Source organism: Streptomyces sp. NPDC018263 (assembly GCF_055562575.1).
This window is the reverse complement of the sequence record NZ_JBVHFA010000004.1, coordinates 564,365-590,342: the sequence shown is the minus strand read 5'-3', so window position 1 is coordinate 590,342 and position 25,978 is coordinate 564,365. Positions and strand designations below refer to the sequence as shown.

Annotated in this window: 21 protein-coding genes and 1 riboswitch; of the genes, 15 read left to right on the top strand and 6 right to left on the bottom strand. The window is 72.3% G+C overall.

Annotation, left to right across the window (positions count from 1 at the left end):
- Positions 1–51: 51 nt before the first annotated feature.
- A complete protein-coding gene (locus tag ACZ3HQ_RS15035; RefSeq protein WP_467510920.1) occupies positions 52–609 on the top strand; it encodes a DUF485 domain-containing protein in 558 nt (185 codons plus the stop codon).
- Entirely contained in the window at positions 606–2,198 is a 1,593-nt protein-coding gene (locus tag ACZ3HQ_RS15030; RefSeq protein WP_467510918.1) for a solute symporter family protein, read from the top strand. The genes ACZ3HQ_RS15035 and ACZ3HQ_RS15030 overlap by 4 nt, the downstream gene beginning before the upstream one ends.
- A gap of 27 nt (positions 2,199–2,225) precedes the next feature.
- Here ACZ3HQ_RS15030 and ACZ3HQ_RS15025 read toward each other — a convergent pair whose 3' ends face one another.
- Positions 2,226–2,918, bottom strand: a complete 693-nt coding sequence (locus ACZ3HQ_RS15025; protein ID WP_467510916.1) for a response regulator — start codon at positions 2,916–2,918, stop codon at positions 2,226–2,228.
- Positions 2,919–3,075: 157 nt separating this feature from the next.
- Between ACZ3HQ_RS15025 and ACZ3HQ_RS15020 the strand changes: the two genes are divergently transcribed.
- The 3 genes from ACZ3HQ_RS15020 (at position 3,076) to ACZ3HQ_RS15010 (ending at position 5,868) form a co-directional block, all read left to right on the top strand.
- Positions 3,076–3,891: an ABC transporter ATP-binding protein gene (locus tag ACZ3HQ_RS15020; RefSeq protein WP_161190780.1), complete on the top strand. Its 816-nt coding sequence runs from the start codon at positions 3,076–3,078 to the stop codon at positions 3,889–3,891.
- A complete protein-coding gene (locus ACZ3HQ_RS15015) occupies positions 3,881–4,750 on the top strand; it encodes an ABC transporter permease (protein ID WP_467510914.1) in 870 nt (289 codons plus the stop codon). The genes ACZ3HQ_RS15020 and ACZ3HQ_RS15015 overlap by 11 nt, the downstream gene beginning before the upstream one ends.
- 68 nt (positions 4,751–4,818) lie before the next feature.
- Positions 4,819–5,868 carry an ABC transporter substrate-binding protein gene (locus ACZ3HQ_RS15010; protein ID WP_467510912.1) on the top strand — a complete coding sequence of 350 codons (1,050 nt, stop codon included), beginning with the start codon at positions 4,819–4,821 and terminating at the stop codon, positions 5,866–5,868.
- 21 nt (positions 5,869–5,889) lie between these two features.
- On the opposite strand, the gene ACZ3HQ_RS15005 is transcribed toward ACZ3HQ_RS15010, so the two are convergent.
- From ACZ3HQ_RS15005 to ACZ3HQ_RS14995, 3 genes are read right to left on the bottom strand one after another with little or no spacing between them, the layout of a single operon-like run.
- On the bottom strand, positions 5,890–7,536 hold the full coding sequence (locus tag ACZ3HQ_RS15005; protein ID WP_467510910.1) for an ATP-binding protein: 1,647 nt from the start codon (positions 7,534–7,536) through the stop codon (positions 5,890–5,892).
- Between the two features lie 49 nt (positions 7,537–7,585).
- Positions 7,586–8,527 carry a sucrase ferredoxin gene (locus ACZ3HQ_RS15000; RefSeq protein ID WP_467510908.1) on the bottom strand — a complete coding sequence of 314 codons (942 nt, stop codon included), beginning with the start codon at positions 8,525–8,527 and terminating at the stop codon, positions 7,586–7,588.
- A 37-nt stretch (positions 8,528–8,564) separates the two neighbouring features.
- On the bottom strand, positions 8,565–9,824 hold the full coding sequence (locus ACZ3HQ_RS14995) for a citrate synthase (RefSeq protein WP_467510906.1): 1,260 nt from the start codon (positions 9,822–9,824) through the stop codon (positions 8,565–8,567).
- Between the two features lie 112 nt (positions 9,825–9,936).
- On the opposite strand from ACZ3HQ_RS14995, the gene ACZ3HQ_RS14990 reads away from it, so the two are divergent.
- Positions 9,937–11,106, top strand: coding sequence for a citrate synthase (locus ACZ3HQ_RS14990; RefSeq protein ID WP_467510904.1), 1,170 nt, complete (start codon positions 9,937–9,939; stop codon positions 11,104–11,106).
- A gap of 125 nt (positions 11,107–11,231) precedes the next feature.
- Positions 11,232–12,332 (top strand): CobW family GTP-binding protein, encoded by a 1,101-nt coding sequence (locus ACZ3HQ_RS14985; protein WP_467510902.1) that lies wholly within the window; start codon positions 11,232–11,234, stop codon positions 12,330–12,332.
- Positions 12,333–12,355: 23 nt separating this feature from the next.
- Here the strand turns inward: ACZ3HQ_RS14985 and ACZ3HQ_RS14980 are convergent, their stop codons facing one another.
- Positions 12,356–14,809 carry a DNA gyrase/topoisomerase IV subunit A gene (locus ACZ3HQ_RS14980; RefSeq protein ID WP_467510900.1) on the bottom strand — a complete coding sequence of 818 codons (2,454 nt, stop codon included), beginning with the start codon at positions 14,807–14,809 and terminating at the stop codon, positions 12,356–12,358.
- Between the two features lie 312 nt (positions 14,810–15,121).
- Here ACZ3HQ_RS14980 and ACZ3HQ_RS14975 point away from each other — a divergent pair, with 312 nt between their 5' ends.
- From ACZ3HQ_RS14975 to ACZ3HQ_RS14960, 4 genes are all read left to right on the top strand, one after another.
- Positions 15,122–16,516 (top strand): M16 family metallopeptidase, encoded by a 1,395-nt coding sequence (locus tag ACZ3HQ_RS14975; RefSeq protein WP_467510898.1) that lies wholly within the window; start codon positions 15,122–15,124, stop codon positions 16,514–16,516.
- A complete protein-coding gene (locus ACZ3HQ_RS14970) occupies positions 16,513–17,901 on the top strand; it encodes a M16 family metallopeptidase (RefSeq protein WP_467510896.1) in 1,389 nt (462 codons plus the stop codon). The genes ACZ3HQ_RS14975 and ACZ3HQ_RS14970 overlap by 4 nt, the downstream gene beginning before the upstream one ends.
- A 224-nt stretch (positions 17,902–18,125) precedes the next feature.
- Positions 18,126–18,279, top strand: a riboswitch (cyclic di-AMP (ydaO/yuaA leader).
- Between the two features lie 12 nt (positions 18,280–18,291).
- Positions 18,292–19,035: a M23 family metallopeptidase gene (locus tag ACZ3HQ_RS14965; protein WP_467510894.1), complete on the top strand. Its 744-nt coding sequence runs from the start codon at positions 18,292–18,294 to the stop codon at positions 19,033–19,035.
- Between the two features lie 199 nt (positions 19,036–19,234).
- Positions 19,235–19,918, top strand: a complete 684-nt coding sequence (locus ACZ3HQ_RS14960; RefSeq protein WP_467510892.1) for a GntR family transcriptional regulator — start codon at positions 19,235–19,237, stop codon at positions 19,916–19,918.
- Positions 19,919–20,092: 174 nt separating this feature from the next.
- On the opposite strand, the gene ACZ3HQ_RS14955 is transcribed toward ACZ3HQ_RS14960, so the two are convergent.
- Positions 20,093–20,374 carry an HPr family phosphocarrier protein gene (locus ACZ3HQ_RS14955; RefSeq protein ID WP_086695433.1) on the bottom strand — a complete coding sequence of 94 codons (282 nt, stop codon included), beginning with the start codon at positions 20,372–20,374 and terminating at the stop codon, positions 20,093–20,095.
- A 187-nt stretch (positions 20,375–20,561) separates the two neighbouring features.
- Between ACZ3HQ_RS14955 and ACZ3HQ_RS14950 the strand changes: the two genes are divergently transcribed.
- The 4 genes from ACZ3HQ_RS14950 (at position 20,562) to ACZ3HQ_RS14935 (ending at position 25,978) form a co-directional block, all read left to right on the top strand.
- A complete protein-coding gene (locus ACZ3HQ_RS14950) occupies positions 20,562–23,363 on the top strand; it encodes a bifunctional acetate--CoA ligase family protein/GNAT family N-acetyltransferase (RefSeq protein WP_467510890.1) in 2,802 nt (933 codons plus the stop codon).
- Between the two features lie 129 nt (positions 23,364–23,492).
- The gene (locus ACZ3HQ_RS14945; RefSeq protein ID WP_467510888.1) at positions 23,493–24,080 is read left to right on the top strand and encodes a DUF5998 family protein; all 588 of its coding nucleotides are present in this window, start codon (positions 23,493–23,495) and stop codon (positions 24,078–24,080) included.
- A complete protein-coding gene (locus ACZ3HQ_RS14940) occupies positions 24,080–25,270 on the top strand; it encodes an alkaline phosphatase family protein (protein ID WP_467510886.1) in 1,191 nt (396 codons plus the stop codon). The genes ACZ3HQ_RS14945 and ACZ3HQ_RS14940 overlap by 1 nt, the downstream gene beginning before the upstream one ends.
- Positions 25,271–25,327: 57 nt before the next feature.
- Complete coding sequence (locus ACZ3HQ_RS14935; protein WP_467510884.1) at positions 25,328–25,978, top strand: thymidine kinase; 651 nt, start codon at positions 25,328–25,330, stop codon at positions 25,976–25,978.

Genomic DNA, 25,978 nt, shown 5'->3' with positions numbered 1-25,978 from the left:
GTGGTACGGGAAGATGTGTCAAGGATCTTCCCGATCTGTCCATCCTTGGCTATGCAGTCAAGCAATGGTCGACACTTCGGTGCCGGGGACGGTCCCGGAAGTCCGGCCGACAACCAGGAAGAGCAGAGCGTGACTTCCCGCGACGTGCGGCAAGAGGACCCTTGGCACGACACGCTGACCGCCGGCTGGGGCGAGCTGGACGGGGCGGGGATGCCCGCCCCGGCGGCCGTACCGCACCCGCGCGGTGAGGCCGAGGGGGAGAGCGCGGAGGCTCGTGCTCGCGACGTGTATCTCGCGGTGCAGCAGAGCGAGGCGTTCCAGGAGGTGCGCAGCCGGTACCGGAGGTTCGTGGTGCCGGGAGCCGCCGCCTTCCTCGTCTGGTACGTGGGGTATGTGGTCACCGCGACGGCAGCGCCCGGACTGATGGCACGGCCCGTCATAGGGGCGGTGAACGTGGGGATGCTCGCCGGGCTGGGGCAGTTCGCCAGCACCTTCCTGCTCACCTGGGCCTACGCACGCCACGCCCGACTGCGGCGCGACCGGCCCGCGATGGAACTGCGCTGGGACACCCAGGAGCTGACCCGTGGCATCCAGGGAGGCACCCCGTGACCAGCCACCACCAGATGCTGGCGCTGCTCCTGTTCAGCGCGTTCGTGGCCGTGACGCTGGGCATCACCACCTGGGTGAGCCGCCGCAAACAGGGGTCGGCGGAGGAGTTCTACGCCGGCGGTCGGCTCTTCACCCCGCTGGAGAACGGGTTCGCCATCTCCGGCGACTATCTCTCGGCCGCCTCCTTCCTCGGCGTGAGCGGGCTCATCGCGCTGTACGGCTACGACGGGCTGCTGTACGGCGTCGGGTTCCTCGTGGCGTGGCTGGTCGTGCTGTTCGTCGCGGCCGAACTGGTGCGGAACTGCGGCCGGTTCACCCTCGCCGACGTGGTCGCCGCGCGGATGGCCGAGCGGCCTGTCAGGATCGCCACCGGCACCGCCTCGGTCACCGTCTCCGTCATGTACCTGGTCGCCCAGATGGTGGGTGCCGGAAGCCTGGTGGCGCTGCTTCTCGGCGGCTCCGGCGGGGCCGCGCAGGCGTGGACGGTCATCGGGGTCGGCGCGCTCATGGTGATCTACGTGTCGCTGGGCGGGATGCGGGCGACGACCTGGATTCAGATCGTGAAGGCCGTCCTCATGCTGGCCGGGACGGTCGTGATGACCGTGCTGGTCCTCGTGCGGTTCCACGGGGACATCAACCAGTTGCTGCTGACGGCCGCCGAGCGCAGCGGGCATGGGGCGTCGTTCCTGGCGCCGGGGCTCAAGTACGGCGGTGACTGGACCGCGCGGATGGACTTCATCAGCCTCGGTCTGGCGCTGGTGCTGGGCACCGCGGGCCTGCCGCACATCCTGTCCCGCTTCTACACGGTGCCGACCGCGCGGGCCGCCCGGCGTTCCACGGTGTGGTCGATCGGGCTCATCGGCAGCTTCTACCTGATGACGATCGTCCTCGGCTTCGGGGCGACCGCCGTGGTGGGCGCGGACGCGCTGCGCAAGTCCAACGCGGCCGGGAACACGGCGATCCCGCTGCTGGCGCTCGACCTGGGCGGCGGCGCCTCCTCCACGGGGGGCACCGTGCTGTTCGCGGTCGTGGCCGCCGTCGCCTTCGCCACCATCCTCGCGGTGGTCGCCGGGATCACCCTCGCCTCGTCGGCGTCGGTCGCCCACGACCTGTACGCCTCGCTGCGGCGCAGGCCCACCACCCCGCGCGGCGAGGTGGCGGTGGCGCGGGTCGCGGCGGCCGCCATCGGTGTCGTGGCGATCGCGCTCGGACTGCTGGCCCGGGACCTGAACGTGGCGTTCCTCGTCGGCCTGGCCTTCGCGGTGGCCGCCTCGGCGAACCTGCCGACGCTGCTGTACTCGCTGTTCTGGCGGAACTTCACCACGCGCGGCGCGGTCTGGGCCGTGTACGGCGGGCTGATCCCCGCGGTGATCCTGGTGCTGCTGTCACCCGTCGTGTCGGGGAGCCCCGGCGCGCTCTTCCCCGGCGTCGACTTCCAGTACTTCCCGCTCCAGAACCCGGGCATCGTCTCCATCCCGCTCGGCTTCCTCGCCGGCTGGCTGGGCACGGTCACCTCGGACGAGGTGCCCGACGAGGCCAAGTACGCGGAGACCGAGGTGCGTTCGCTGACCGGCGCCGGAGCCGTGTAGGAACCGGAACCGGGCGGTGTCACGGCGTCACGGCGCCACCCAGGCGTACCGGTGCTCGGGCCGCCCGGTGTCCCCGTATCTGAGGGACAGCCGCAGGCGGCCCGCCTGCTCCAGGTGACGCAGATAGCGCTGGGCGGTGGAGCGGCTCAGCCCCGTGCGGGAGGCCACCTCGTGTGCCGACAGGGGCTGCTCCGCGCCGTGCAGGACACCGCAGATCAGGTCCGAGGTCGGCTCCGTGTGGCCGCTCGGCAGTCCGGGGGCCGACGGCGCGGGGGCCGTGCGCAGGGCGCCGAAGATGCGGTCCACCTGTTCCTGGCCGGTCACCCCGCGTCCGCCCATCCGGTCGACGGTGCGGCGCAGGGCGGCGTAGGAGTCGAGGCGGCCGCGCAGCGCGTTGAAGGTGAAGGGTTTGACCAGGTAGTGCAGGGCGCCGAGCCGCATCGCCTGCTGGACGGTCGTCACATCGCTGGCCGCCGTGATCATGATGACGTCGGTGCCGTGACCGTGCTGGCGCATGAGGTGGACGAGTTCGAGGCCGGTGCGGTCCGGCAGATAGTGGTCGAGCAGCACCAGGTCGACGCCGCCGCGTTCGACCGAGGCCAGCGCCTGGGCGGCACTGTGGGCGCGGGCGGCCACCCGGAAGCCGGGAACCTTGCCCACGTACCTGGCGTTGATCTCGGCGACACGGAAATCGTCGTCCACGACCAGCACGTCAATCATCGGGCCCTTCCTTCCAGGCCGGCGAGCGTTAAACCCGTGTTTCGGCTCCGCAGTTGTAGCGCGAGCAAAACGAGCACAACAGGTTCTTGCGAGCAAAAGAAGGGGTTGCGCGCACAAGACTGCTGCCGGAGCGGCCCCGCCCCTACCGTCCCCGTGCATGAGCGCAGACACCAGCCCCGCCATCGAGCTGAGGGGCGCGAGCAAGATATTCAGAACCCCTTCCGGCGATCCGCACACCGCGGTACGCGGCCTGGACCTCACCGTGGAGCGGGGCGAGTTCGTCGCCGTCGTCGGCCCGACCGGCTGCGGCAAGTCCACCACGCTGACCCTGGTCAGCGGGCTGGAGGAGCCTTCCGAGGGTGAAGTGCTGGTGGCCGGGCAGCCGGTCGACGGCGTCGGCGACCGGGTCGGCTTCGTGTTCCAGCAGGACGCCACCTTCCCCTGGCGCACCGTGCTGTCCAATGTGATGGCCGGCCCCCGTTTCCGGGGCGTGCCCAAGGCGGAGGCCAAGCAGAAGGCCCGTGAGTGGCTGGCCCGCGTCGGGCTCGCCGCGTTCGAGGACCGTTATCCGCACCAGCTCTCCGGCGGCCAGCGCAAGCGCGTCGCCCTCGCCGCGACCTTCGTCAACGACCCCGAGATCCTGCTGATGGACGAGCCGTTCTCCGCGCTCGACGTGCAGACCAGGGCCCTGATGTCGGACGAGTTGCTGGAGCTGTGGGAGGGCACCGGTTCCTCCGTCGTCTTCGTCACCCACGACCTGGAGGAGTCGATCGCGCTGGCCGACAAGGTCGTCGTGATGACCGCCGGGCCCGCGACGGTCAAGCAGGTGTTCACCATCGACCTGCCCCGGCCGCGCAAGGTCGAGTCGATCCGGCTGGAGCCCAAGTTCATCGAGATCTACCGCGAGATCTGGGAGTCCCTCGGTGAAGAGGTCCGCATCACCCGTGAGCGAGGTGCCGCCGATGTCGCCTGAGACCGTGAGCCCGCCGCTCGCCGATTCCGTCAAGCCGCAGGCCGCGGCCCCGTCCCGGTCGCGGGCGCAGGCCGCCCGCAGACGCCGGGTGATCGTGGTGGTGGCCCGCGTACTGCTGCTGGTCGGCGTGCTCGGCCTGTGGGAGGGGCTGTCCCGCGCCGAGGTCATCGACCCGTTCAACTTCTCGATGCCCTCGAAGATCTGGGACCAGATCACCTCCTGGGTGCTGCACGGCACCGCGCTCGGCTCCCTGGGCGAACAGATCTGGTACACGCTGTACGAGGCGCTGCTGGGCTGGGTCATCGGCGTCGTGGCCGGAGTCGTGCTCGGTATCGCGCTCGGCCGGGTCGCTTTCCTCGCCGACCTGTTCGGGCCCTACATCAAGGTACTGAACTCCATCCCGAGGATCGTGCTCGCCCCGATCTTCCTGATCTGGTTCGGCCTGGGACCCGCCTCCAAGGTCGCCTCGGCCGTGGTCCTGGTGTTCTTCCCGGTGTTCTTCAACGCCTTCCAGGGAGCGCGCGAGGTCAACCGCGACCTGGTCGCCAACGCCCGCATCCTCGGCGCCACCGACCGGCAGGTCACCCTCCAGGTGGTCATCCCCTCGGCCACCTCCTGGATCTTCACCAGCCTGCACGTCAGCTTCGGCTTCGCGCTCATCGGCGCCATCGTGGGCGAGTACATCGGTGCCACCCGGGGCATCGGCCTGCTCGTCGCCCAGTCGCAGGGCACACTCAACTCCGCCGGTGTGTACGCCGCGATGGTGATCCTCGCGGTCGTGGCGCTCCTCGCCGAGGGGCTGCTGACCTTCGCCGAGCGCCGCGTCTTCCGCTGGAAGTCCTCGGACACCGGGCACTGAGCCGCCCGTCCGCGCGCCGAACCCGCCGTACTCCCCGCCCCCGCACAGTCCCAAGGACGTGACTCGTCATGCGCAAGCGCACCAGAATCGCCTCGCTCACCACCGTCTGTCTGCTCTCCCTCACCTCGCTCACCGCCTGCGCCAACGACGTGGCCAGCCACGCCGGTTCGGGGGGCGGCGGCAAGGGCACCAAGGTCAAGATCATGGTCGGTGGTCTCGACAAGGTCATCTACCTGCCCGCGATGCTCACCCAGCGGCTCGGCTACTTCGACGCCGAGGGCCTGAACGTGGAGCTGCTGACCGAGCCCGCCGGGGCCCAGGCGGAGACCGCGCTCGTCTCCGGCCAGGTCCAGGGCGCCGTCGGCTTCTATGACCACACGCTCGACCTCCAGGTGAAGGGCAAGTCGGTCGAGTCCGTCGTGCAGTTCTCGCACGCGCCCGGCGAGGTGGAGGTGGTCTCCGTGAAGAAGACGGACGACATCCACTCGCCCGGCGACTTCAAGGGCCGCAAGCTCGGTGTCACGGGGCTCGGTTCGTCGACCGACTTCCTCACCAAGTACCTCGCGGTCAAGCACGGCGTCCAGGTGAACGAGTTCAGCCCGGTCGCGGTGGGCGCCGGGCCGACGTTCATCGCGGCGCTCCAGAAGGGCTCCATCGACGGGGGGATGACCACCGACCCGACCGTGGCCACGATCCTGGCCAAGAAGGCCGGCCGTGTGTTGATCGACATGCGTACGCCCGAGGGTTCGCAGGAGGCGCTCGGCGGCCCGTACCCCTCGTCCAGCCTGTACATGAACACGGACTGGGTCAACGGTCACAAGGACACCGTCCAGAAGCTCGTCAACGCGTTCGTCAAGACGCTCAACTGGATGTCCACCCACAGCGCCGACGAGATCGCGGCCAAGATGCCGTCCGACTACTCCCAGGGCGACGAGAAGCTCTACGCGGCCGCCATCAAGAGCACCCTGCCGATGTTCACCAAGGACGGCATCATGCCGGCGCGGGGACCGGAGACCGTTGAGAAGGTGCTCAAGGCATTCAACCCCAACATCAAGAACGCCGACGTCGACCTCGACAAGACGTACACCACCGAGTTCGCGGAGAAGGCCGCCAAGTAGCCGACGGTGGGCGCGGGGTGCCTAGTGCCCCCGCGCCTCCTCCGTTGCCGGGAGCACCGGGTCGCCCAGCGCGTCCGGCAGCACCACCGTGAACTCGGCGCCGCCGCCCGCCGCCGCGCCCACCGAGGCCGAGCCGCCCTGGCGTTCGGCCAGGCGCCGCACCAGCGACAGGCCGATGCCGCGCTTGCCGTGCGCGGGCGGCTCCTTGGTGGACCAGCCCTCCGTGAACACCGACTCCCGCTGCTCCTCGGGCACTCCCGGACCGGTGTCCCGCACCCGGATCACCACGGTCCGGCCCTCGGGGCGCAACTCGGCCTCCACGCGCGCGTGCGGGGTGCCGGCGACCGCGTCGAGCGCGTTGTCGACGAGGTTGCCCAGCACCGTGACCAGACCGCGCGGGTCGATCAGCCGGTCCGGCAGCCAGGTCTCCTCCGACAGCCTGAGGGCCACCCCGCGCTCGGCGGCCACGGTCGCCTTGCCCACCAGCAGCGCGGCCAGCAACGGGTCCTCGATCCGCTCCGTGACCTGCTCGGCCGTCGCCCGGTGCTCCCCGACCAGCTCCCCGATGAACTCCGCCGCGTCGTCGTACATCTCCAGCTCCAGCAGGCCGAGCAGGGTGTGCATACGGTTGGCGTGCTCGTGGTCCTGGGCGCGCAGGGCGTCGATCAGGCCGTGCGTGGAGTCGAGTTCGCGGCCGAGGCGCTCCAGTTCGGTGCGGTCGCGCAGGGTGGCCACCGCGCCGCCGTCCTCGGTGGGCATGCGGTTGGCGACCAGCACGCGCCGGCCGCGCACGGTCAGCAGATCGGTGCCGGTCACCCGGCCGGCCAGCACGTCCGTGGTACGGCCCGCGCCGAGCGCCTCGTCCGGTGAGCGTCCGACCGCCTCGTCCCCGATGCCGAGCAGCCGGGCCGCCTCGTCGTTGAGCAGCCGTATCCGGCCGCTGCGGTCCAGCGCCACCACGCCCTCCCGGATGCCGTGCAGCATCGCCTCGCGCTCCGCGAGCAGCGCCGAGATGTCGGAGAAGGCCAGGTCACGGGTCTGCCGGTGGACCCGGCGGGAGATCAGCCAGGCGGCCAGCGCCCCCACCGCCAACGCGCCCCCGGCGTACGCCAGCAGGCCGGGGATCGCGCCGAGCAGCCCGGCGCGCACGCTGTCGTACGCGATGCCCACCGAGACCGCGCCGACGATCCGGTGCCCGGTGTCGTACAGCGGCACCTTGCCGCGCGCGGAGCGGCCCAGGGTGCCCCGGTCGATCTCCATCACCTGGCGTCCGGACAGGGCGCGGCTGGGGTCGGTGGAGACGCGGCGGCCGATCTCCCGGGTGGTCGGGTGGGACCAGCGTGTGCCCCGCGCGTCCATCACCACGATGTACTCGGCGTGCGTGGCCCGCCTGATCCGCTCGGCCTCCCGCTGTACCGGCCCGTCGGGGGTGGGGCGCGTGTGCAGGACGCCCTGGGCGATCGCCGGGTCCTGCGCGGTGGTCTGCGCGATGACCAGTGCCCGGCGCATCGCCTCCTGGTCCAACTGCCCGCTCAGCGGCGCCAGGAAGAGCCCGGTCGCCAGGACCGCGACCCCGGCAGCGATCGTCACCTGGGTGAGCAGGACCTGCGCGAACGCCCGCCGCGGCAGACCGAGTCGCGGACGGCGGGCCGGGGGAGTCGGAGACATGCGGAGACGGTACGCGGAACCGCGCACGGCTCCTAGGGCGGCCGCTGTGTCAGCCCGCCAGGGCCACCGTGTGCAGCGCCCGGATGCCGACGACGTCCATCCGCGCGGGGGTGCCCAGCACGTCCACCCCGCAGCTCTCCGGGCGCGGTGGCAGCGCGGCGGTCTGGGCCACGGTCACCCGCCAGCCCCGGCCGTCCGCGTGGCCCACGGTGACCTCCCAGCGGGGCGCGGCGCCCTCGGTGCGGACGACGTGCAGCGCGTCCGCCGTGTACTCGGCCGTCGCCGCCCTTACGGCCAGTTCGGCGGCCTGGGCGGGGCGGTCCCAGGCGGATCGGCCGCGGCAGTCCTCCAGCAGCACCTGCCCGTCCCGGGCGCGGTGCAGGGCCTCCTTGACCGTGTGCGCCTCGGCGCGTGCGTAGGCGTAGCCGTACGGCAGGACGAGCACGGTCGGGGCGAAGCGATGACCACCCAGATGAGTGACCTCCCAGACGCCGGGCACGTCGGACGCGGTCAGCTCGGCGGCCAGCGGGCGTCCCAGCAGGGCGCAGCAGCGGTCGCGCTTGCCGTTGGTGCACACCAGCGCGAGCGGGTCACCGGTCTGCGGGCGCCCGCCGAGCACCGAGGCGAAGGAACGGGGGTCGCCCGCGCCCAGGGCGGCGAAGTCCAGGCCGAGGAGGTGGCGGGGGTCGCGGGTGGTGGTGCCGTACAGCCACACATTTCCCGGAACGGTGTGGGCCACATACACCTGCCGTACGGGCGGGGTGCCGGGGTCGGCGTGCCGGCCGGGGCGTCTGATCAGCGCCACCCGTACGCCGGTGTCCTTGGCGGCGGCTTCCAGGGCGCGGCCCAGCGCGGGGTCCAGGTGGCTGGCGGTGAGCGCTTTCGCGCCCCAGGGGCCCGGCTGTTCCAGCAGCAGCCACGTCGTCGCCGTGGCCGCCGTACCGGAAACGGGCTCGTCGAGGTTCCGGGAGACGGTCGCACACCTACTCACGCAGGTGAGCCTAACCTGACTTGGAGCCGGGTACGACTCAGGGTCCGGGCAGCGTCCGCGGGGGTCGCGGACCGACGTACTGGCCGCTCGGCCGCATGCGCAGCGGGCGCTCGCCGTACTCCTCCAGGGCGTGCGCGATCCAGCCCGCGGTCCTGGCCACGGCGAAGAGGGTCTCGCCCGCCGTGTCGGGCATGCCGTGGGAGGCCGTGAAGACCGCCAGCGCGAGGTCCACGTTGGCGTGCAGCGGGGTGTGCCGGGCCGTGGTGGCGACGATGTCGCGCGCGGCGAGCAGCGCGGGTTCCGCGGCCGGGATCTGCTCCAGAAGCCCGAACAGCGCCTGCGCGCGCGGGTCCTGGCCGGGGTAGAGCCGGTGTCCCAGGCCGGGTACCCGGCGTCCGGCCCGGAGTTCGGCGGCGATCACAGGACCCGCCGAGCCCTGGTCGAGCACTTCGAGCAGCAGCCGGTGCGCCAGGCCGCTGGCCGCGCCGTGCAGCGGGCCCTCCAGGGCGCCCAGCCCGGCCGAGACCGCCGCGTAGGCGTGCGCGCGGGCCGAGGCGGCGACCCGGACCGCGAGGGTGGAGGCGGCCAGGTCATGGTCGGCGAGCAGACCGAGCGCGGTGTCCAGCACCCGCACCGAGGCGTCGTCGGCGGCTCGGCCGGTCAGCCTGTGCCACAGCCGGCTGGCCAGGGGGCCGTCGCCGGTGTGGTCGCGCCGGGCCGGGGGGAGGGCGCCGACGAGCGTGGGGATGAGCACGCGCCCCGCGCCGAGTACGGACTCCTCGGACAGGTCGAAGCGCAGCGGGTCCTCGGCCGACGCGGCGATGGCCGCCGCGCGCAGGCGGTCGGTCGGGGAGGCGTGCGCGGGCAGGGCATTGACGGCCCGACGGGCGGCGTCAACGGTTGATTCCGGCGCGGTGAAGGAAGCGCCGGGGACGAGCCGGCCGGTCCACAGCCACTCCGCGACCTCCTCGAACGAGTGACGCGCCGCCAGTTCCGTGGCGTCGACCCCACGGAAGTAGTACCGGTCCTCCTCGATCAACGTGATGCCGGTCCGTACGGACAGGTCGACGCCGGAGGCCGGAGTCGCGGCCGCGTCACGCCTGTTGCGCCGGGCCAGGGCCGTCACCTCCTGCGCGTCGAAGGTGCTGGCGCGGCTGCCGGGCTCCCGTCTGCTGCTGAGCAGTCCCCGGCTCACGTAGGCGTAGACCGTCTCCGCCTTCACGCCGAGCAATTCGGCGGTCTCCTTGGTGGTCAGCCGCCCTTCGGGTCGGCCCGGGGCGAGTTCGTGAGCGCGCATGGGGATCACCGTAGTCCTCTCTGAACAAGTGGACCGGCAATATTGATCCAATCAATATTGACAGCAAACTGGTCAAGCATGGACAGTCGGATCAAGTTCAGGGAGGAACATCATGGCCAGCAACAGGACCGCACCCCTCGTCCAGGCACCGCGTGGACTCGCCGGCGTCGTCGTCACCGACACCGAGATCGGCGACGTCCGGGGAGCCGAGGGCTTCTACCACTACCGCCAGTACTCCGCCGTCGAACTGGCCCGCACCCGCGGCTTCGAGGACGTCTGGTACCTCCTCGTCCACGGCGGCCTCCCCGCCCCCGAGCAGCGGGCCGCCTTCACCGCCGAGGTCGCCGGACTGCGGCACCTGCCCGAGGAGGTCCGCGAGGCGCTGCCCGCCGTAGCCGCCGCGAGCCGCGTCGCCGGCCCGCTCGCCGGACTCCGCACGGCCCTGTCCCTGCTCGGCGCGGCCCGCGGCTTCCGGCCCGTGTACGACATCGACGCCGGCCGGCGCCGCGCGGACACTCTCGCCGCCTGCGCCGCCGTACCTACGTTGCTGACCGCGCTGTACCGGCTCGGGCAGGGACTTGAGCCGGTCGAGCCCCGCGTTGATCTGCCGTACGCCGCCAACTACCTGTACATGCTGACCGGCGAGGAGCCCGAGGGCCGCCAGGCCCGTGCGGTCGAGCAATACCTGATCTCCACCATTGACCACGGATTCAACGCGTCAACCTTCACCGCGCGCGTCATCGCCTCCACCGGCGCCGACGTGGCCGCCTGCCTGGTCGGCGCCCTCGGCGCGCTCTCCGGACCCCTCCACGGCGGAGCGCCCAGCCGCGCCCTCGACACCCTCGACGCGATCGGCACCCCCGAGCGGATCGACCCCTGGGTCCGGGAACGCGTGCTCGCCGGTGACCGGATCATGGGGTTCGGCCACGCCGTCTACCGGACCGAGGACCCCCGCTCCCGGATGCTCCGCGAGATCGCCCACGGCTTCGGTGGCTCGCGTGTCGACTTCGCCGTGGAGGTCGAGCGGCGCGTCGAGGCGATCCTCGCCGAACTGAAGCCGGGCCGTGAACTGCACACCAATGTCGAGTTCTACGCCGGAGTGGTCATGGAACTGTGCGGTCTGCCCAGGGAGATGTTCACTCCCACCTTCGCCGCCGGACGCGTCGTCGGCTGGAGCGCCAACATCCTGGAGCAGGCGGCCGACCCGAAGATCATCCGCCCGGTGGCCCGCTACGTCGGCCCCCAGCCGCCGGTGCCCGTCCCGGTGCCCGCCGGTATCTGAGCCCGGCCCGCCGTCGCGCGGCCGCAGCCTCCCGCGCCCTTCGTATCCTGGTCGGACAGTCCGTGCGCCGGGCGCCGCACGCCGGGTGTGGCGGCCGGCGGGAACCGTGGGAAGGGTGCCACCCGTTGGCGAACAGCCGTAATGCGCAGATTCCGGTCGTCGTGCTGGCCGGGTTCCTGGGGTCCGGGAAGACGACGCTGCTCAACCATCTGCTGCACCGCAGCGGGGGCAGCCGGATCGGGGCCGTCGTCAATGACTTCGGGTCGATCGAGATCGACGCGATGGCCGTCGCCGGGGCGCTCGGGGACTCCACCGTGTCGCTCGGCAACGGCTGCCTGTGCTGCGCGGTCGACGCGAGCGAGCTGGACACCTACCTGGCCAGGCTCGCCGCCCCCGCCGCCGGGATCGACGTGATCGTCATCGAGGCCAGCGGGCTCGCCGAGCCGCAGGAGCTGGTGCGGATGGTGCTGGCCAGCGAGCAGCCGGAGATCATGTACGGCGGGCTCGTCGAGGTGGTGGACGCCGCCGAGTTCGACGACACCCGCGCCCGGCACCCCGAGATCGACCGGCACCTCGCCCTCGCCGACCTCGTCGTGGTCAACAAGCTCGACCGGGCACCCGACGCCGACCGCGTCCTCGGCCTGGTCCACCAACTCACCGAGGGTGCCGTACTCCCCGCCACCTACGGCCGCGTCGACCCGGAGTTCCTCTTCGACTGCCGCCCCAGCGAAGAGCGCGTGGGCCAGCTCTCCTTCGACGACCTGCACAGCCACGACGGACACGACGGCCACGACGGACAAGACGAAGCCGACGCGCACCCCGGCCACCCGCACGCCGCCCACCTGCACTCCGCCTACGACACCCTGTCCTTCACCTCGGACACCCCCATGGACCCCCGCGCCCTGATGCGCTTCCTGGACGCCCGCCCGGAGGGCCTGTACCGGATCAAGGGATACGTCGACTTCGGCGCCCACGACCCCGCCAACCGGTACGCCGTACACGCCGTCGGCCGCTTTCTGCGCTTCCTGCCCGAGCCCTGGCCGCCCGGCGCCGATCGCCTCACCCAGCTCGTCCTGATCGGCACCGGCATCGACGCCGACGCCCTGGGCAAGGAGCTGGACGCCTGCCGGGGCGGCGCCGGGGAGACCGCCGAGACCGACGAACGGGCCATGTGGGGCGTACTCCGCTATGTGCCGGGCTCCGAGGACGAGCCCGGCACACCGTAGAACCGCCACACCCTGGGGCCCCGCTAGACGACCGGCCCCGCCACCACCGACACGGTCTTCGCCAGTGAGGTCCCCGATCCGTCGCGGCGCGGGTCCAGTTCCGGCAGCTCCACCGGCAGCCCGGTCTTCTGCGCCGCCCGCGCCGGAGCGGGACCCGCCCAGGCCAGCGCGAGACAGTCCTCGCCCTTCAGGAACCGCTGGCACCGCACACCACCGGTCGCCCGGCCCTTGCGCGGGAACTGGTCGAACGGGGTCAGCTTGGCCGTCGTCTGCACCGAGTCGTCCAGCGTGCCCCGCGAGCCCGCCACCGTGAACACCACCGCGTCGACGGCCGGGTCGACCGCCGTGAACGAGATCACCTTCGCGCCCTCGGTGAGCTTGATGCCCGCCACACCACCCGCCGGACGGCCCTGCTGGCGCACCTGGGACGCCTGGTAGCGCAGGAGCTGGGCGTCGTCGGAGATGAAGACCAGGTCCTCCTCGCCGGTGCGCAGTTCCACCGCGCCGACGATCCGGTCACCCTCCCGCAGGGTGATGACCTCCAACTCGTCCTTGTTGGACGGGTAGTCGGGCAACACCCGCTTGACCACGCCCTGTTCGGTGCCGATCGCGAGGCCCGGCGAGTTCTCGTCCAGCGTGGTCAGGCAGACCACGGTCTCGTCGCCCTCCAGGGAGACGAACTCCGCCAGCGGCGCCCCTCCGGAGAGGTTCGGCGCGCTCGCGGTGTCCGGCAACTGGGGCAGGTCGACCACGTTGATCCGCAACAGGCGCCCGCTCGACGTCACCGCCCCGATCTCGCCCCGCGCGGTCGCGGGCACCGAGGAGACGATCACGTCGTGCTTGACCCGGCCGCCCTCCTGCGAGAGCGGCTCGGCACCCTTCGTCCGGGCCAGCAGCGCGGTCGAGGAGAGCAGCACCCGGCACGGGTCGTCGGCCACCTGGAGCGGCACCGTGGCCACCTGGGAGGCCGCCGACTCCAGCAGGACCGTACGCCGGTCGGAGCCGAACTTCTTGGCCACGTCGGCCAGTTCGCCCGAGACCAGCTTGCGCAGCTCCGCGTCCGAATCCAGGATGCGGGTCAGCTCCTCGATCTCCTGGTTGAGCCGGTCCTTCTCCGCCTCCAGCTCGATCCGGTCGTACTTGGTGAGGCGGCGCAGCGGCGTGTCGAGGATGTACTGGGTCTGGATGTCGCTCAGGCCGTAGCGCTCCATCAGGCGCTCCTTGGCCTGCGCGGAGTTCTCGCTGGACCGGATCACCCGGATGACCTCGTCGATGTCGACGAGCGCGGTCAGCAGGCCCTCGACCAGGTGGAGCCGGTCGCGGCGCTTGGTCCGGCGGAACTCGCTGCGCCGGCGCACGACCTCGAAGCGGTGGTCGAGGTAGACCTCCAGCAGCTCCTTGAGGCCCAGCGTGAGCGGCTGGCCGTCCACCAGCGCCACGTTGTTGATGCCGAAGGACTCCTCCATGGGGGTCAGCTTGTAGAGCTGCTCCAGGATCGCCTCCGGCACGAAGCCGTTCTTGATCTCGATGACCAGGCGCAGGCCGTGCTCGCGGTCGGTGAGGTCCTTGACGTCCGCGATGCCCTGGATCTTCTTCGCGTTGACCAGGTCCTTGATCTTCGCGATGACCTTCTCCGGGCCGACCGCGAAGGGCAGTTCGGTGACGACCAGGCCCTTGCGGCGGGCGGTCACCGCCTCGATGGCGACCGTCGCGCGCATCTTGAAGGAGCCGCGGCCGGTCGCGTACGCGTCCCGGATGCCGTCCAGGCCGACGATCCGGCCGCCGGTGGGCAGGTCGGGGCCCGGGACGTGCCGCATCAGGGCGTCCAGGTCCGCGTTGGGGTGCTTGATCAGATGGCGGGCGGCCGCGATGACCTCGCGCAGGTTGTGCGGCGCCATGTTGGTCGCCATGCCGACCGCGATGCCGGAGGAGCCGTTGACCAGCAGGTTCGGGAAGGCGGCGGGGAGGGCGACCGGCTCCTGCTCCTGGCCGTCGTAGTTCGGCGCGAAGTCGACCGTGTCCTCGTCGATGGACTCCGTCATCAGGCCCGCCGCGGCGGCCATCCGGCACTCGGTGTACCGCATGGCGGCCGGCGGGTCGTCGTTGCCCAGGGAGCCGAAGTTGCCGTGTCCGTCGACCAGGGGGACGCGCATCGAGAAGGGCTGCGCCATGCGCACCAGCGCGTCGTAGATCGACGCGTCGCCGTGCGGGTGCAGCTTGCCCATGACCTCGCCGACCACGCGCGCGCACTTCACGTAGGCGCGCTCGGGGCGCAGGCCCATCTCGTTCATCTGGTAGACGATGCGGCGGTGCACCGGCTTCAGACCGTCCCGGGCGTCCGGCAGTGCACGCGAGTAGATGACCGAGTACGCGTATTCGAGGTAGGAGCCGCGCATCTCGTCCACGACGTCGATGTCGAGGATCTTCTCCTCGTACGAGTCGTCGGGCGGCGGGGTCTTGGTGCTGCGGCGGGCCATCGCTGCCGGCTCCTTGCTGAAGGCGTGGGACGGATCGGACGGGGACCATTGTGGACCGGGGCACTGACAACGCGGGCCGCGACCCGGTCCGTACGGGTCGGCCCACGGTGCTCGGCGGCCCCGCGCTCCACCGCCGTACGCCGGCCCGGGAGCGCGCTCGCCATGAGCACGCCTGACGCAGGCTAGTCGATCCGCTGTGGGCGTACGTCGGGCGGGAACTCCGCCGGGCCCTCGCACGCTTTGCATACAGTGGCAGGAACGGCAGGAAAACCGCGGTTTCACTCGACCGCCACCGCTTGCGAAGGGACGTACATGCCCATGGGTCACACGACCACAGCCCAGGCAGGCTCCGGGGGCCTGACAGCGACCGAGCACCGCCTGGCCAACGGTCTGCGCGTGGTGCTCTCCGAGGACCACCTGACCCCCGTCGCGGCGGTCTGCCTCTGGTACGACGTCGGCTCCCGCCACGAGGTGGCGGGCCGCACCGGCCTCGCGCACCTCTTCGAGCACCTGATGTTCCAGGGCTCGGGCCAGGTCAAGGGCAACGGCCACTTCGAGCTGGTCCAGGGCGCGGGCGGCTCGCTCAACGGTACGACGAGCTTCGAACGCACCAACTACTTCGAGACGATGCCCGCCCACCAGCTCGAACTCGCCCTGTGGCTCGAGGCCGACCGGATGGGCTCCCTGCTGGCCGCGCTGGACGACGAGTCGATGGAGAACCAGCGCGACGTCGTCAAGAACGAGCGCCGTCAGCGCTACGACAACGTCCCCTACGGCACCGCCTTCGAGAAGCTGACCGCCATGGTCTACCCCGAGGGCCACCCCTACCACCACACCCCGATCGGCTCCATGGCCGACCTGGACGCGGCCACGCTGGAGGACGCCCGCGCGTTCTTCCGCACCTACTACGCGCCCAACAACGCGGTGCTCTCCGTGGTCGGCGACATCGACCCCGAGCAGACGCTGGCCTGGGTCGAGAAGTACTTCGGCTCCATCCCCGGCCACGACGGCAAGCCCGCCCCGCGCGACGGCTCGCTGCCCGAGGTCATCGGGGACGAGCTGCGCGAGGTCGTCGTCGAGGAGGTCCCGGCGCGCGCCCTGATGGCCGCCTACCGGCTCCCGGAGGACGGCACGCGCGCGTCCGACGCGGCCGACCTCGCCCTCACCGTCCTGGGCGGCGGCGAGTCCTCCCGCCTCTACAACCGCCTGGTGCGCCGCGACCGTACGGCCGTCGCCGCCGGGTTCGGCCTCCTCCGGCTGGCCGGCGCCCCCTCGCTGGGCTGGCTGGACGTGAAGACCTCCGGCGACGTCGAGGTCCCGGTCATCGAGGCCGCCATCGACGAGGAGCTGGCCCGCTTCGCCGAGGAGGGCCCGACCCCGGAGGAGATGGAGCGCGCCCAGGCCCAGTTGGAGCGCGAGTGGCTGGACCGGCTCGGCACCGTCGCGGGCCGCGCCGACGAACTGTGCCGGTACGCCGTCCTGTTCGGCGACCCGCAGCTCGCCCTGTCCGCCGTCCAGCGGGTCCTCGACATCACCCCCGAGGAGGTCCGCGAGGTCGCCAAGGCCCGCCTGCGCCCGGACAACCGCGCCGTGCTCGTCTACGAGCCGAAGTCCCCGGAGGCCGTCGAGGACATCGACCTGCCCGACGACCCGGAGCACGAGGCCACCGTAGAGGCCGGCAACCACGACGAGGAGACGGCCAAGTGACCGAGCTCGCCCCCATGGAGTTCCACCCCCAGCCGCAGGCCGGCGAGGCCAAGCCGTGGGCGTTCCCGGCGCCCGAGCGCTCCACGCTGGACAACGGCCTGACCGTGCTGCGCTGCCACCGCCCCGGCCAGCAGGTCGTCGCCGTCGAGGTGCTGCTCGACGCCCCCCTGGACGCCGAACCGGCCGGTCTCGACGGCGTCGCCACCATCATGGCGCGCGCCTTCTCCGAGGGCACCGACAAGGACTCCGCCGAGGAGTTCGCCGCCGAGCTGGAGCGCGCGGGCGCCACGCTGGACGCGCACGCCGACCACCCCGGCGTCCGGCTCAGCCTGGAGGTGCCCGCCTCCCGCCTGGAGAAGGGCCTCACCCTGCTCGCGGACGCCCTGCGCGCCCCCGCCTTCGCGGAGAGCGAGATCGAGCGCCTGGTCCGCAACCGCCTGGACGAGATCCCGCACGAGCTGGCCAGCCCGGCCCGGCGCGCCGCGAAGGAGCTGTCCAAGGAGCTGTTCCCGGCCTCCGCGCGCATGTCCCGGCCGCGCCAGGGCACCGAGGAGACCGTCGAGAAGATCGACGCGGGCGCCGTCCGCGCCTTCTACGACCGCCATGTGCGCCCCGCCACCGCCACCGCGGTGGTCGTCGGCGACCTCGACGGCATCGACCTCGACGCGCTGCTGGCCGAGACCCTGGGCGCCTGGACCGGCACCCCGGGCCAGGCCCGCCCGGTGCCGCCGGTGACCGCCGACGACACCGGCCGTGTGGTCATCGTGGACCGGCCCGGCGCCGTGCAGACCCAGCTCCTCATCGGCCGGATCGGCTCCGACCGGCACGACCGCGTGTGGCCCGCCCAGGTGCTCGGCACGTACTGCCTCGGCGGCACCCTCACCTCCCGCCTGGACCGCGTCCTGCGCGAGGAGAAGGGCTACACCTACGGCGTGCGCGCCTTCGGCCAGGTGCTGCGCTCCGCCCCGGACGGCACCGGCGCCGCGATGCTCGCCATCAGCGGCTCCGTGGACACCCCGAACACCGGCCCCGCGCTCGCGGACCTGTGGACGGTGCTGCACACGCTGGCGGCCGAGGGCCTGACCGACGCCGAGCGGGACGTGGCCGTGCAGAACCTCGTGGGCGTGGCCCCGCTGAAGTACGAGACGGCCGCCGCCGTCGCCGGCACCCTCGCGGACCAGGTCGAGCAGCACCTCCCCGACGACTTCCAGGCGGAGCTGTACCGCACGCTGGCCGCCACCGGCACCGTGGAGGCCACGGCCGCCGTGGTGAACGCCTTCCCGGCCGACCGTCTGGTCACGGTCCTGGTCGGCGACGCCGCGCAGATCAAGGAGCCCGTCGAGGCGCTCGGCATCGGCGAGGTGAAGGTGGTCTCGGCCGAGTAGGCGGACGCGAGTGGGTCCTGATGGCACACAAGTCGTCAGGGCCCACACGCGTGTTCGGGAGCATCCTCGAACACCGGTCACCAAATGTCCGGATTGGGGCGGAGGTTACCCCCTCTGACGTGTGGGATGCGCTACAAAAGTCCGGACCCGTTTGAAGATCCGCTCCGGTCCCCTTTAGCTTCTTCCGGGCTGTTCGTCAGGCAGTGCGCCGCGCCCGCGGCACCGGACAGCCATCGCCGAGTCCCCCGTAGGGGGAGCCGGGGACCCACCGCAGTCCCTGGGGTGAATCGGGCGCCCGCGCTGATGCGAGGGCGGCCGTAGGAGACCTTCCTGCTCCGAACCCGTCAGCTAACCCGGTAGGCGAGAGGGAAGGAAAGGAACAGCCTGCTCATGGCGTTCATGTGCGCCACCGGGAAGCACCGCAAGCCCGGCCGGGTCAAGCGCACCACCGCTACGGCGGCCGGTGTCGCGGCCCTCACCACCGGTGTCGTCGGCACCCTCTCGGCCTCCCCGGCGCTCGCCGCGGACAACTCCGTCGAGAACACCGGCCTCACCCCCGTCATCGCCGTCAGCGACACCCTCGCCGACGAGATCGCCGCGCAGGCCACCGCCCAGAAAGCGTCCGCCGAGCGCAAGGCCGCCGAGGAGGCCGCCGAGCGCGCCGCCGCCGAGCGGGCCCGCGAGGCCAAGGAGCGCGCCGCCCGCAAGGCCGAGCGCGAGCGCCTCAACTCCTTCGTCATGCCGATCACCGGCTCCTACGTCTCCACCGCCTACCAGTCCTCCAGCTCCCTGTGGTCGTCCGGTTCGCACACCGGCATCGACTTCCACGCCGCCAGCGGCACCGCGGTCCACGCGGCCGGCGCCGGCACCGTGGTCTCCGCCGGCTGGGGCGGCGCGTACGGCAACGAGATCGTGATCAGGATGGCCGACGGGATGTACACCCAGTACGGGCACCTGTCGTCCATCGGCGTCAGCGTGGGCCAGCGGGTCGTCCCCGGCCAGCAGATCGCCCTGTCCGGCGCCACCGGCAACGTCACCGGCCCGCATCTGCACTTCGAGGCCCGTACCGGCCCCGACTACGGGTCCGACGTCGACCCCGTCGCCTACCTCCGCAAGCACGGCGTGAACGTCTGACCCTCCGGTCCCGAAAAGCCCCGGCCCACCCGGCCGGGGCTTTTCGCTGCGCGATTTCCCCCGGGTGCTGTCCAACGGGTGCTGTCCAAAAAATAGCCATGGATTCCGGTAGGCCATCGGAAATCCTCGCGCATTGTCATAGAGTCACGGGACAAGCGCTGTCGCCGGCGTTTCACGGGCATTAAGGCGGAGGTGGGTCATGCGAATTCCGGCGCATTCGGTGTGCACGGCGATCCGGGACGACATCGTCGCCGGGGTCCACGAGCGCGGCGGCCGGCTCACCGAGGAGGTCCTCGCCCGCCGGTACGGCGTCTCGCGTGTCCCCGTCCGCGAGGCGCTGCGCACGCTGGAGGCGGAGGGCTTCGTGGTGACCCGGCGCCACGCGGGCGCCTGCGTGGCCGAGCCCAGCGAGCAGGAGGCCGCCGACCTGCTGGAGATGCGCCTGCTGCTGGAGCCGCTCGGTGCCGCGCGGGCCGCCCAGCGGCGCACCGAGGCCCATCTGAAGGTGCTCCGCGGCCTGGTCAGACTGGGTCAGGAGCGGGCCGGGCTCGGCAACAGCGACGACCTGCGCGCGCTGGACGGCTGGTTCCACGAGACGCTCGCCCAGGCGTGCGGCAGCCACGCGCTGACCTCGGCGCTCACCCAGCTCCGCCGCAAGATCGCCTGGATGTACACGGTGGAAGGCCCGGCCGGGCCACCGGAGACCTGGGCGGAGCACGGCGCGATCGTGGACGCGGTGGCGCGCGGCGACAGCGAGCGGGCGCGGGCGGTCACCGCGCTGCACACCGAGCGCGCGACCCTCGCCCACCGGCTGCGCACCGCCCCGGGCGACCGCGCCCGGCACGCGCAACATGCTGTAAACACAGCGGGACTCCGGAATTAACACGGGCGCTGTATACAAAGAGGGATATTCGCGTGCCGGGCAATTGTGCTGCCCTTTTCCGGCGTGCCGTCAATTGCCGACGGCGCGCAATTCGAGGTGCCTGAACGAACGCGCGGAAACACGGAAGCCGCGCCGCCCGCAAAAGGAGCGACGCGGCTTCCGCCGAGAATGCGGTCAGACCGTCTCGGGCAGCTCGTCCAGGCCCTCGGCGACCAACTTGGCCAGCCGGTCCAGCGCGGCCTCCGCGCCGTCGGCGTCGGAGGCGAGGACGATCTCCTCGCCACCCTGGGCGCCCAGGCCCAGGACGGCCAGCATCGAGCCCGCGTTGACCGGGGTGCCGCCGGACTTGGCGATCGTGACCGGGACGCCTGTGGCCGTGGCGGCTCGGACGAAGATGGAAGCGGGGCGGGCGTGGAGGCCCTCGGCCCAGCCGACGTTGACGCGGCGCTCAGCCATGTGATGCTGCCCTTCAGTCTCTCAGGTTGTCTAGACCAGTTTCCCATACGGCGAAGCGTGCCCGGAGCGGCACTTCACCGCCCCGGAACCTCTCCGTACCGGCCGTCGGACCGCGGCCTCGGCCCGACTTCCGTGTCCCACACACTGCCTCGCGCCGTACGCCCGCGCGAGCCGTACCCTGGGGCCCATGCAGACCCCGGCGGACCGGCAGGACCGGCACGAGTACCCCGCCCACTGGGAGGCGGACGTGGTGCTGCGCGACGGCGGGACCGCGCGCATCCGGCCCATCACCGCCGACGACGCCGACCGTCTCGTCAGCTTCTACGAGCAGGTGTCCGACGAGTCGAAGTACTACCGCTTCTTCGCGCCGTACCCGCGGCTCTCCGCCAAGGACGTGCACCGCTTCACGCACCACGACTTCGTGGACCGGGTGGGGCTCGCCGCCACCGTCGGCGGCGAGTTCATCGCCACCGTACGCTACGACCGCATCGGCGCCGACGGCCTGGCCGCCTCCGCCCCGGCCGACGAGGCCGAGGTCGCCTTCCTGGTGCAGGACGCCCATCAGGGCCGGGGTGTCGCCTCCGCGCTGCTGGAGCACATCGCGGCCGTCGCCCGTGAGCGCGGCATCCGGCGCTTCGCCGCCGAGGTGCTGCCTGCCAACACCAAGATGATCAAGGTGTTCACCGACGCCGGGTACACCCAGAAGCGCAGCTTCGAGGACGGCGTGGTCCGGCTGGAGTTCGGGCTCGAACCCACCGACCGCTCGATGGCCGTGCAGCTCGCGCGGGAGCAGCGGGCCGAGGCCCACTCGGTGCGGCGGCTGCTCGCCCCCGGCTCCGTCGCGGTCATCGGCGTCGGCCGCGCGCCCGGCGGGGTCGGCCGCGGCGTCCTCGGCAACATCCGGGACGCCGGGTACGCGGGCCCGCTGTACGCGGTCAACAACGCCTTCCCGGACGGCTGTCACGAGGTCGACGGGGTGCCCGCGCACCGCTCGGTGAAGGAGATCGAGGGCCCGGTGGACGTGGCCGTGGTCGCCGTACCGGCCGACGCGGTGCCCGCGGTGGTCGCCGAGTGCGGTGAACACGGGGTGCAGGGACTCGTCGTGCTGTCCGCCGGGTACGCCGAGAGCGGGCCCGAGGGGCGGGAGCGGCAGCGGGCGCTGGTCCGGCAGGCGCGGGCCTACGGCATGCGGATCATCGGCCCCAACGCCTTCGGCGTCATCAACACCGCCGAGGACGTACGGCTCAACGCCTCCCTCGCGCCCGAGATGCCCCGGCCGGGCCGCATCGGGATGTTCGCCCAGTCCGGTGCCATCGGCATAGCCCTCCTCTCCCGGCTGCACCGGCGCGGGGGAGGGGTCACCGGGGTCACGGGCGTCTCCACCTTCGTCTCCTCCGGCAACCGCGCGGACGTCTCCGGCAACGACCTCCTCCAGTACTGGTTCGACGACCCCGACACCGATGTCGTCCTCATGTACCTGGAGTCCATCGGCAACCCCCGCAAGTTCACCCGGCTCGCCCGGCGCACCGCCGCCGCCAAGCCGCTCGTCGTGGTGCAGGGCGCGGGCTCCGCCCCGCAGGGGCACGCCGTACGGGCCACCCGGCTTCCGCACGCCACCGTGTCCGCGCTGCTGCGGCAGGCCGGGGTGATCCGGGTCGACACCATCACCGAACTGGTCGACGCGGGGCTGCTGCTGGCCCGCCAGCCGCTGCCCGCCGGGCCGCGCGTCACCATCCTCGGCAACTCCGAGTCCCTCGGCGTCCTCACCTACGACCGCTGCCTGGCGGAGGGGCTGCGGCCGTCCCGCCCGCTGGACCTGACCACCGGCGCGACCGCCGCCGACTTCCACCGGGCGCTCGCCCACGCCCTCGCGGACGACACCTGCGACGCCGTCGTGGTCACCGCCATCCCCGCGATCGGGGAGGGCTCGCCGGACGACGCCGAGCTGGCGGAGGCGCTGCGCTCGGCGGCAGCCGCGGTGCCGGGCAAGCCGGTGCTGGTCGTGCACGTCGAGCTGGGCGGGCTCGCCGAGGCGCTGTCCGCCGCCACCAGCACCGCCCCGCGGGCGGGCGCGCCCGTGCTGCCTCCCGTGCCGGTGCCGGACGGCGCCGCCGAGGAGGACGGCCCCCGGCTGATCCCGGCCTACCCCGCCGCCGAACGCGCCGTGCGCGCGCTGGCCGAGGCCGTCCGGTACGGGCAGTGGCGCCGCGAGGCCGCCGACCCCGGCAAGGTGCCGGAGTACGACGACATCGACGAGCGCAAGGCCGCCGAGATCATCGCCGGGCTGCTGGAACGCGGCGAGGGGTTCGCCGTCGGCCCCGAGGACACCCGCGAGCTGCTCGCCACCTACGGCATCCACGTCCGGCCCGCCCTGCCCGCGCCCACCCCGGACGCCGCCGCGTCCGCCGCCCGCTGCCTCGGCTACCCGGTCGCCCTCAAGGCCACCGCGCCCCATCTGCGGCACCGCGCCGACCTCGGCGGGGTCCGGCTCGACCTCGCCGACGAGGAGCAACTACGCCGCGCGTACGCTGAGTTGACTGAGCTGTTCGGCCCGCCGGAGCAACTGCGCCCGGTGGTGCAGGCCATGGCGCCCAGGGGCGTGGACACCGTCGTACGGGCCGTCATCGACCCGGCGGCCGGCGCGGTGCTGTCGTTCGGGCTGGCCGGAGCCGCCTCCCAGCTCCTGGACGACATGGCACACCGCCTGGTCCCCGTCACCGACCGCGACGCCACCTCCCTCATCCGCTCCATCCGCACCGCCCCCCTCCTCTTCGGCTGGCGCGGCTCCACCCCCGTCGACACCCCCGCCCTGGAAGAACTGCTCCTCCGCGTCTCCCGCCTGGTCGACGACCACCCCGAGGTGGTCGCCATCACCCTCGAACCCGTCGTCGTCGCCCAGCACGGCATCACGGTCCTCGACGCCACCATCCGCCTGGCCCCGCCCCCGGCCCGCAACGACCTGGGCCCCCGCACGCTGCCGGCGTACTGAGCGGATACCGCCGCGGGAACAAAGCGGGAACAAAGGGGGAACCAAGGGGGTCGGGATACGGCCGGGGCCCGTGCGCGGGTCGTCCCGACTGGCCCGGAGTGCACCTGGCCACGGATTAGGATGGACGCCATGGCCAAGACCAGTACGACGACCCAGGGGCTTCGCGCGGCGATCGAGCGCAGCGGCTACTACCCGGCCCTCGTGGCCGAGGCGGTGGAGGCCGCTGTCGGCGGCGAGGCCGTCCGGTCGTACCTGGTCCACCAGGAGACCACGTTCGACCAGAACGAGGTCCGCCGCCATGTCACCGTCCTCGTCCTGACCGCCAACCGCTTCATCGTCAGCCACACCGACGAGCAGGCCGCCGACGGCACCTCCCCGACGCCGTACGCCACCACCTCCACCGAGTCCGTGAAGATCGGCCGGATCTCCTCCGTCGTGGTCAGCCGGGTGGTGGCCAACCCCGAGCAGTACAAGCCGGGCACCCTGCCCCGCGAGGTCGTCCTCACCATCGGCTGGGGCGCGGTCAGCCGCCTCGACCTGGAGCCCGCCGCCTGCGGCGACCCGAACTGCGAGGCCGACCACGGCTACACCGGCAGCTCCACCGCCGACGACCTCAGCCTGCGGGTGAGCGAGGCCGGGGACGGCCCGGAGACCGTGCGCCAGGCGCTCGCCTTCGCGCAGTCCATCTCCGAGGCGACCGCGGACGTCACCCGCTGATGTCCCAGCCCTCTCCCTGGGACGCCCTGGAACCCCTCGCCGTGTCCTCCGCCCCGCTGCCCGAGTACGGCCACGGCTCCCTCGCCGACCTGCTGCCCACCCTTGCCGCCGGCCTGGGCGTCCCCGGCATGACACCGGCGATCACCGAGCTGACCCCCGCCGACCGGGTCTGCGTCTTCCTCGTGGACGGCCTCGGCTGGGAGCTGCTGCGTGCCCACCCGGACGAGGCGCCGTTCCTGAACTCCCTGCTGGGCAGCTCGCGCGGCGGTACCGGCCGCCCCCTCACCGCCGGTTACCCGGCGACCACGGCGACCTCGCTGGGCTCCGTCGGCACCGGTCTGCCGCCCGGCGCGCACGGCCTGCCCGGCTACACCGTGCGTGACCCGGACACCGGCCGGCTGATGAACCAGCTCCGCTGGCAGCCCTGGACCCCGCCGCACGCCTGGCAGCCGTACCCCACCGTGTTCGAGCTGGCCGACCGCGCCGGGGTGCACGCCGCCCAGGTGTCCTCGCCGCACTTCCAGAACACCCCGCTCACCAAGGTCGCGCTCAGCGGCGGCACCTTCGTCGGCAGCCTCGCCGGCGAGGAGCGCATGGACCTCGCCGCCCAGCAGCTCGCCGCCGGGGACCGCTCGCTGGTCTACACGTACTACGCCGAACTCGACGGCGCCGGTCACCGCTACGGCATCGGCTCCGACACCTGGCGCGGCCAGCTCATGTACGTCGACCGGCTCGCCCAGCGCCTGGCCGAGCAGCTCCCCCCGCGCAGCGCGCTCTACGTCACCGCCGACCACGGCATGGTCGACATCCCCTTCGACGAGGAGCACCGCATCGACTTCGACGAGGACTGGGAGCTGCGCGCCGGTGTCTCCCTCCTCGGCGGCGAGGGCCGCGCCCGGCACGTGTACGCGGTGCCCGGCGCGGAGAACGACGTGCTGACCTGCTGGCGGGAGGTCCTCGGCGACCGCTTCTGGATCGCCTCCCGCGACGAGGCGGTCCAGGCGGGCTGGTTCGGCCCGCACGTGGACGAGCGGGTGTACCCGAGGATCGGTGACGTGGTCGCCGCCGCCTACGACGACGTGCTGATCACCGCCTCCGAGCGCGAGCCCAAGGAGTCGCTGATGGTCGGCAACCACGGCTCGATGACCCCCGCCGAGCAGCTCGTCCCCCTCCTCGAAGTCCGTTCCTGACCCCGCCGCCGCCCCCCGCCCCCCACCCCCCACTCGCCGAAAGGTGCTCAACCCCTCATGTCCGAGCTGGTGTTCTTCTCCGGAACGATGGACTGCGGGAAGTCGACCCTGGCTCTGCAGATCGAGCACAACCGCTCGGCGCGAGGACTCCAGGGCCTGATCTTCACGCGGGACGACCGCGCCGGCGAGGGCAAGCTGTCCTCCCGCCTCGGCCTGGTCACCGACGCGGTCGAGGCGATGCCGGGCATGGACCTGTACGGCCATGTGGTCGCCCTGATGTCGCGCGGCGGCAGAGTCGACTACGTGATCGTGGACGAGGCCCAGTTCCTCGGCCCCGAGCAGATCGACCAGCTCGCCCGCGTGGTGGACGACCTGGACCTCGACGTCTTCGCCTTCGGCATCACCACCGACTTCCGCACCAAGCTCTTCCCCGGCTCCCAGCGCCTGATCGAGCTCGCGGACCGGATAGAGACGCTCCAGGTCGAGGCGATGTGCTGGTGCGGCGCCCGCGCCACGCACAACGCCCGCACCGTCGGCGGCGAGATGGTCGTGGAGGGCGAGCAGGTGGTGGTCGGCGACGTCAACCGCCCCGCCACGGCCGTCGGTTACGAGGTCCTGTGCCGCCGCCACCACCGCCGCCGGATGACCGCCGCCGGAGCCCAGGCCGGCGCCCTCTCCCCGGACGTCCTGCCGGTGACCTCGGGCTGA